At 38.5% G+C, this 7,222-nt stretch carries 8 protein-coding genes; 5 read left to right on the forward strand and 3 right to left on the reverse strand.

What is annotated here, in order from left to right:
* Window positions 1-33 precede the first annotated feature (33 nt).
* Entirely contained in the window at window positions 34-762 is a 729-nt protein-coding gene (locus AC52RT_RS17375) for an HAD family hydrolase (RefSeq protein WP_495541908.1), read from the reverse strand.
* Between the two features lie 466 nt (window positions 763-1,228).
* Between AC52RT_RS17375 and AC52RT_RS17380 the strand changes: the two genes are divergently transcribed.
* Window positions 1,229-1,555: a four-helix bundle copper-binding protein gene (locus AC52RT_RS17380; RefSeq protein WP_495541909.1), complete on the forward strand. Its 327-nt coding sequence runs from the start codon at window positions 1,229-1,231 to the stop codon at window positions 1,553-1,555.
* 662 nt (window positions 1,556-2,217) lie between these two features.
* Here AC52RT_RS17380 and AC52RT_RS17385 read toward each other — a convergent pair.
* Window positions 2,218-2,349, reverse strand: a complete 132-nt coding sequence (locus tag AC52RT_RS17385) for a hypothetical protein (protein ID WP_495541910.1) — start codon at window positions 2,347-2,349, stop codon at window positions 2,218-2,220.
* 167 nt (window positions 2,350-2,516) lie between these two features.
* On the opposite strand from AC52RT_RS17385, the gene AC52RT_RS17390 reads away from it, so the two are divergent.
* On the forward strand, window positions 2,517-3,254 hold the full coding sequence (locus AC52RT_RS17390) for an alpha/beta hydrolase (protein ID WP_495541911.1): 738 nt from the start codon (window positions 2,517-2,519) through the stop codon (window positions 3,252-3,254).
* 32 nt (window positions 3,255-3,286) lie between these two features.
* Here the strand turns inward: AC52RT_RS17390 and AC52RT_RS17395 are convergent, their stop codons facing one another.
* Window positions 3,287-3,931: an MOSC domain-containing protein gene (locus AC52RT_RS17395; protein WP_495541912.1), complete on the reverse strand. Its 645-nt coding sequence runs from the start codon at window positions 3,929-3,931 to the stop codon at window positions 3,287-3,289.
* 258 nt (window positions 3,932-4,189) lie between these two features.
* On the opposite strand from AC52RT_RS17395, the gene AC52RT_RS17400 reads away from it, so the two are divergent.
* The 3 genes from AC52RT_RS17400 to AC52RT_RS17410 form a co-directional block, all read left to right on the forward strand.
* Window positions 4,190-5,716 carry a spore germination protein gene (locus tag AC52RT_RS17400; RefSeq protein ID WP_495541913.1) on the forward strand — a complete coding sequence of 509 codons (1,527 nt, stop codon included), beginning with the start codon at window positions 4,190-4,192 and terminating at the stop codon, window positions 5,714-5,716.
* On the forward strand, window positions 5,709-6,800 hold the full coding sequence (locus tag AC52RT_RS17405; RefSeq protein ID WP_495541914.1) for a GerAB/ArcD/ProY family transporter: 1,092 nt from the start codon (window positions 5,709-5,711) through the stop codon (window positions 6,798-6,800). The genes AC52RT_RS17400 and AC52RT_RS17405 overlap by 8 nt, the downstream gene beginning before the upstream one ends.
* A gap of 7 nt (window positions 6,801-6,807) precedes the next feature.
* The coding region (locus AC52RT_RS17410) for a Ger(x)C family spore germination protein (protein WP_495541915.1) at window positions 6,808-7,222 on the forward strand (415 nt) is incomplete at its 3' end.

Here is a 7,222-nt window from a genome sequence, read left to right on the forward strand (position 1 = left end):
TGCAAAATAATAAAAAGTTGCCGAAGCAACTTTTTATTTTAACGAAAACTCCTTTTTTTCTGATAGAACGCTAGGGATTTCTGATAATTCATGTACCGGTTTATAAAGGGGATGCGCTAGATCAATTTCATAATGATCTGCTTGCCAAGTATCCCTCACCACATGAATCCCCATAATGTCGTTCGCTAATGCTGGATAAATATCGCTCTTTAACGAGTTCCCAATCATCGCATACTCGTTATGACCATGTCTTTCCATAACGGCACGTAATGTACTTGGTGTTTTATACGGATAGACGTATGTTTCGTCCATAAATTCCGCAACACCGGATTGTTCGATTCTTCGTTTTTGCACCGCTTCGTCACCTGCTGTTAAGATAGCCATTGAATACCCGTCATTCTTAAGCTGTTGGATAACTTCTACTGAACCCGGGACGTTTTCATACTTCCGGATGTAAATATCCTGAACCACTTCTTTTAGTTCTTGTTGAAGAGAAGCATTCGACATCATTCCGTGTTCTTTAAAATATTCTGCAGAAGTAGTTAACCAGCTTTGTTCATATCTCGGTGGCAAAAAACCATACTTTTCAATTAAACTAATATCAATCATACGCTGCCGATTTAAAATATCATTTACCTGAAGGACGTCACCGAACAACTCCCTTGAGATAATCTCAGCACAAAGCGTATTGGATTTTTCGAATTCCGGATACGTGGTAATAATCGTATCGTCTAAATCCCAAATTAAGAATTTCTCTTTCATGATGCAGCAGACCTCCATTAAGAATTTACAGAAACTACTTCTCTATTAAACGAAGTTTAGCCTGTTTATCTTCCTATTCTACACCTTCTAGCAGAGAAAGCACTTACATTTACTTATTAAACGTAGACACGATGTCATCCGTGACATCCTCAATTGACTTCCCATTCGTATATATCACATACTTCGCCAATACTTTTTGTTGCATGCTTAATAAAGTGTTCATCCACATCTAAAACGTCTTGATCAGTCGTAAACTCGCGTAGCCGATGGTTTAAACCTTTACCGGCCCAATCAAAATAATCGTTTTATCAGCTGACAAATTCATCACTCCTCCTAGCTATCTACCAGAATTATCCTACCAACTATATTACTATACAATTAACTCTTCCATCGAGTTTTTTGTTAACAAAATGAATAGTTGGCTTAATAAACAGAGAGCTAGAATAACGTAGGAGGTTCTTAAAATATGAATACCATTTATCAGGAATGTATCCAAGCTTGTTTAGACTGCATAAAGGCATGTAATACCTGCTATGACGCCTATTTAAACGAAGAAGATGTTAAAATGATGGTTCCATGTATTCGAATGGACCGTGAATGTGCCGATATTTATGCATTTGCCGTAAAATCTATGGAAACCAATAGCCCATTTATACAACAAATCTGCCAAGCCTGTGCCGAAATTTGTGAAGCCTGTGGAAATGAATGCAAACAACATAACCATGAACACTGCCAAACATGTGCAGAAAGCTGCTTTACCTGTGCAGAAGCATGCCGCAAAATGGTTGCCTAATACTAAAAAGCAACTATCTTCTGTAAATCAGAAAATAGTCGGCTTTTTAATTCAGCTTATTCACATCTAGGTTTCTAGAAGTCTCCCTAATCCCCCCGTCGGTATCTTGTTTAGCTGTTTTTTTTAAAATGACTCACTTTCTTTGATCGCTACCTAATTTAGCTGGGGAACTCACGATGATTTTCCTGAAAAACGCATTAATCTCGTCTGAGTTCGTAGTATTACCGTCTACGCACCACGTATTCCCGTCTAGCGGTGGGTTATTCCCGTCTGAAGGTCTAGAAGCTTTCGTGGATACCCCCGCTGGTATCTTGTTTAGCTGTTTTTAAAAATGACTCACTTTCTTTGATCGCTGCCTAATTTAGGTAGCGAACTCACGATAATTATCCTGAAAAACGCATTAATCCCTTCTGAGGTCGTCATATTCCCGTCGGGGCCTATCGTATTCCCGTCTACGCACCATGTATTCCCGTCTAGCGGTGCGTTATTCCCGTCTGAGGTCTGGGAAGCCTTCCAAGATGCCAAGGCCGATATCTTATTTAGCTATTTTGTCGGAGGTCCTACTGTTATTTTTCTGATAAACTCATATCCGGTAATAATTACTTCTCTTTCTTTAGTTTCTCAGGGTTTTTCACTTTTATCGAAACGACTTCTCCGCAGTCTTAACAAACGGTAAAAATTCTCTCTGAACCAATGGACAGTTTCTTATCCATAGGGCGAAGATTAACGAAATCCATTGCTTGTACAAAGGATTTCCCTTCACTACTTTTGCATTGCATTGCTAAATTAGTCATTTTTATTCCTCCTTTTATATCTCTTTTTACGTTTATTAGTGTAATAGGTTTCATGTCCTACTTACGTTGTCTAACATATTGACAGTTCCCGTTTGTAGTACTTTCATATAAAATTAAAGAATATGGATAATGGAATATAATTAGTTGGTTTGTAATGGGAGGATATTATGAGAAAATTCCTAAAGATTTTTGGCTTACTTGTAGTCATTCTTCTCGTTGGCGGTTTTACGGGGTTTTATATCTGGTCGCAATTTACATACGATGGTACGGATCAGTTAGAAGCGCTTGTCCCTATTGATGAGATTGATGTGGTCGATAATTGGCTGGTACTCACCCCTGAGGAGAAAGCTAAAGGCGGAATTGTATTATATCCAGGTGCTAAAGTAGAACCTGCTGCCTATCGGTATTATGCACAAGGATTGGCTGATACCGGCTATCTGGTTGTTATTCCACAAATGACATTTAATTTCGCCATCTTTAATCAAAATATTGCGGAGGATGTAATGGAGCAATACCCTGAGATAGACAATTGGTATGTAGAGGGTCATTCTCTTGGGGGTGTGGCTGCATCAGGTTTTGCGTATACCCATCAAGAAGAGATTAGCGGTGTTATTTTACTAGGTTCCTATCCGGCTGATTCCACTGACTTCTCTGATACTGACATACCGATGCTTTCATTGTTTGCTGAACATGATGGATTATCCACCCCAAAAAAAATTGAAGAAACGAAATCCTTATTATCTTCCGATGTATGGTTACATGAGATTGAAGGTGGTAATCATGCTGGTTTTGGGATGTATGGATCACAAAAAGGAGATAATGATGCTACAATTTCTGTAAAAGAACAACAGGATGAAATGATTAAAACGACTACGGATTGGCTCAAACAATATGATGAAGAATAACCCTTCTACTTCTGCAGAAGGGTTATTTTTCACTAGGAATATTCCTTTAACAGGCTGCTCCGTAAACTAGGAGATAAGGCATCCACTGCTAAAACTTTTTCAAGCTTTTCTTTATTCAATTTATCAAAGAATTTCACATCATTGACCAATGAAACAGGTACTTGCTTTGCATGTGGTTCCAGAAGCACTAGGTTATCTTGTTGACACACGTTTCCTTCTTCTAAAACTCTGAAAAGAAATCCGGTATAGCCAGTATGTCTCATGCGAACTACCAAATCTGGCACCTCATATTTGGCTGCTAATTTATAGCAAGGATTCCTTGGTTCAGATACTTGAATGACTGCCTCTCCGAATGAAAATATATCTCCAATGTGTGCATGTTTCTCAGTCAGCCCCACAACCGTTAGATTTTCACCAAACAAGGCCGTATCTTCCATTTTAGCCAAAATACCATCCCAATAGCTATAGTAATCATATGGATACAAACATAATGCTTTATCTTCGCCTCCATGATCTTTAAAGGCCTGTTCATCACCTTGTAAGCCCATTTTCCCTAAAAAAACAGGCTCATTAATCGATTGTTTTCGAATAGCGGATTCAAAACTACGCTTCCCATAAGTATGTATTTCAATCTTACCTATATTAAGTGACTTCACACGATAACTTGATTTCGGCATAATATTCCCCTTCTCGTTTTATTTCCATTTTATCCTACATATTCTAGATTTTCTATGAACATCAATAAAACTAAATCTATCTAATTAAAATTAACTCTTCTAAAGCACTTAAAGGTGTCTATAATCGGTCCATCTGCTGCCTAAGCACTTTACACCTTATCACCTGTTTTTGATTTCTTCATCTTTCTTACATAATCAGTCGGACTATGGAAAAAATGAACAGTATACATATATCGTATTTTTGAAAGTGGGTTTGTTATGCCTTTTCGTCGTTTCAATCAAAAAAATAGTCGTCATTCTAATCAACTTTCTTCTGATTTAAGCCAGAATATACATACATTCAAAAATGCTTTCGAGGATTGCTCAGATATCGTATTTCGTCCGTTTTTAATTAATGGTGAAAAAAAAGCCATGCTGATTTATTTTGTAGGGATGGTTGACTTTCCAGAATTAGATACAAATGTACTGTCACCATTAATGGAGAAGAACGAATCGCAAGAAAAAGATATGGCACAGTGGATACAGGAAAAACTATCTGTTGCCAAGGTATCGGAAATAACCACCATTAAAGCGAGCATCCAGGAAATCTCAATGGGAAACACCCTTTTACTGGTCGATCAAGAAGTTATGGGTGCAGCCATTGAACTAGTTGGATATGAGAAACGTACTATAGAAGAGCCATCTTCTGAGCAGGTAGTAAAAGGTCCACGAGATGGATTTACTGAAACCATAAACGTAAATATTGCTTTAATTAGACGAAGAATCAGAAATCCAAAATTAAAAGTAAAAACGTTAAAAATTGGACGGAGCAGTCAAACCGATGTTTCCATGATGTTTATAAGCAACCTTGCCAATGAAACATTAGTTTCTGAAGTCTATGACCGATTAAAACGGATTGATATCGATGGAGTAATCGAAACACAATATATTGAAGAACTGATAGAAGATCACCCTGTTTCTCCCTTCCCGCAGATTCTTAGTACTGAACGACCCGATACCTGTGCAGCAAGCCTTTTAGAAGGCAGAGTGATTATTCTGGTTGATGGAAATCCCTTTGTGATGATTGCGCCCACTACACTTTTATCGCTGCTTCAATCAAGTGAAGATTATTATCAGCGGTATATTTTAGGTTCTGCCGTCCGGCTATTGCGTTATTTTTACGTTGGGATTTCTTTGCTGCTTCCTTCACTCTATGTAGCTGTTTTAAGCTTTCATCAAGAAATGCTGCCAACTAAGTTGATTATTAGTATTTCGACCTCCCGGGAAGTCGTTCCTTTCCCAGCTATTGTTGAAGCATTAATAATGGAAGTTACCTTTGAAGCCCTTCGCGAGGCTGGGGTAAGGCTTCCGAAACAAATTGGTTCTGCCGTGAGTATTGCTGGTGCTTTGGTTGTAGGTCAAGCAGCGATTCAAGCCGGGATCGTTTCACCGCCAATGGTCATGGTCGTAGCATTAACGGGAATCGCCTCCTTTACGATTCCTAGATACAACCTAGGTGCAACATTTAGGCTATTGCGCTTTCCAATGATTGCGCTCGCTGGAACATTAGGCATCTTGGGAATCATGCTGGGTCTGCTCGTGATTCTTACACATCTATGTACGTTAAGATCATTTGGGGTACCTTATCTTTCTGGCATAGCTCCTATGCAAAAAAATAGCTTCAAGGATTTCCTAATTCGTGCTCCATGGTGGATGCAATCAACACGTCCTCATTTTACCGGGAAGTACAACAAATTCAGACAAGGACCTAATCAAAAACCAGGTCCTCAACAAGGCGGTGAGTAACCTGGACAGATCGGAAAAAATTTCATCCTTTCAATTAGGGATACTCATTTATTCAGCTATAGCCGTTACGGCCATTCTCTATTTACCCGCAGCTAGTTATAGTTCTGCCGAACGAGATTTTTGGTTTTCGCCAATTATTTCGTCACTTTTTGGTATTCTTACCGTCTTTTCAGTCACTCAATTAGGCAGTTATTATCCAAATGATACCTTAATTCAATACAGTAATAAAATCATTGGGAGAATTGCCGGTAAAATTTTGGGCGCACTATTCCTCATTTACACATTAAGTGTGGCCATTCAAGTAACCTGGCAATATGGGGAGTTTGTCAATGCTTACTTTCTCCCGCGTACTCCCCGGGTTGTCGTACTTGGAAGTATGGCCTTGATTTGTGCCTATGCCATTCGTCAAGGGGTTGAAGTCATTGCAAGACTTGCACAAATTCTAACTCCTATTATCTTTCTTGCATTCATTTTCGTATTTATCCTTCTTCTTCCAGATGTGGATTTAAATCATATTCAGCCCATCTTTGGTAACGGATTAATGCCAGCAATTAAAGGTTCATTTTTCTCCAATCTTTGGTTTAGTGAATTCATTGTCCTTGCTTTTTTTCTGCCTTCTCTAAAAGATCAGAAAAACATAAAAAAATGGTCGTTCATTTCTTTACTCTTTGTCACGCTGACAATGGTCTTGATGAATATTATTGCACTCCTTACCTTAGGAAATTCAACGGGCGAGTTAAATGCCCCGCTCATTAATGCAGTTCAATATATAGATATCGGCAATTTCTTATCCCATATTGAAGCGGTGGTTATGGCCTTTTGGATTGCCGGTGCGTTTATTAAAATAAATGTCTTCTATTATGTTCTTACAGTAGGCACTTCTCAATGGCTAAATCTTACTGACTATCGACCGATCGTAGTTCCTATTTTATTTTTAAATGTTATGCTCGCCATTTGGTTCGTACCAAATGTTACTGCCTATAACGTATATATGCATACGATTGATGGAATAGTTGGCCCAATCATCTATACGTTTCTCCCCTTATTTCTTCTTCTTATCGCTTTTATTAGGAAAGGATGGTAAGAGAGTTATGATCGATAAGCGAATTGGATTGATTCTAGTAAGCTGTTTGCTGCTAACTGGATGCTGGGATCGAAAAGAGCTAAATGAGATTGCTTTAGTTAGAGGAATCGGGATTGATAAGCTCGATAATGGTCAAATAGAAATAAGTGTAGAAATATCGGTTCCGAAAGCTCCAAGTGGAGCTGGAAGTGAAAGCGAAGGAACGGCTCTCGGCAGTGGAGGGATTACGCTTCCTATCGTTCGAACAGGACGCGGAGTGACCATTCCAGATGCATTAGAAAAACTTCAGAAAGTAATTCCTAGAAAGATATTCTGGGGACATACTGAGGTCATCATTATCAACGAAAAACTTGCAAAAAAAGAAGTTAAAAGCAAGGAGAATAAAAAGAATATCAAAAGTAATAAGAAGCCTGCTCAAAAGC

This window comes from Peribacillus sp. (genome assembly GCF_059453735.1).

Bases quoted from the DNA above. Each gene is read 5' to 3' on its own strand.
- AC52RT_RS17375 (WP_495541908.1), bottom strand. From the start codon at position 762: ATGAAAGAGAAATTCTTAATTTGGGATTTAGACGATACGATTATTACC.
- AC52RT_RS17380 (WP_495541909.1), top strand. From the start codon at position 1,229: ATGAATACCATTTATCAGGAATGTATCCAAGCTTGTTTAGACTGCATA.
- AC52RT_RS17385 (WP_495541910.1), bottom strand. From the start codon at position 2,349: ATGACTAATTTAGCAATGCAATGCAAAAGTAGTGAAGGGAAATCCTTT.
- AC52RT_RS17390 (WP_495541911.1), top strand. From the start codon at position 2,517: ATGAGAAAATTCCTAAAGATTTTTGGCTTACTTGTAGTCATTCTTCTC.
- AC52RT_RS17395 (WP_495541912.1), bottom strand. From the start codon at position 3,931: ATGCCGAAATCAAGTTATCGTGTGAAGTCACTTAATATAGGTAAGATT.
- AC52RT_RS17400 (WP_495541913.1), top strand. From the start codon at position 4,190: ATGCCTTTTCGTCGTTTCAATCAAAAAAATAGTCGTCATTCTAATCAA.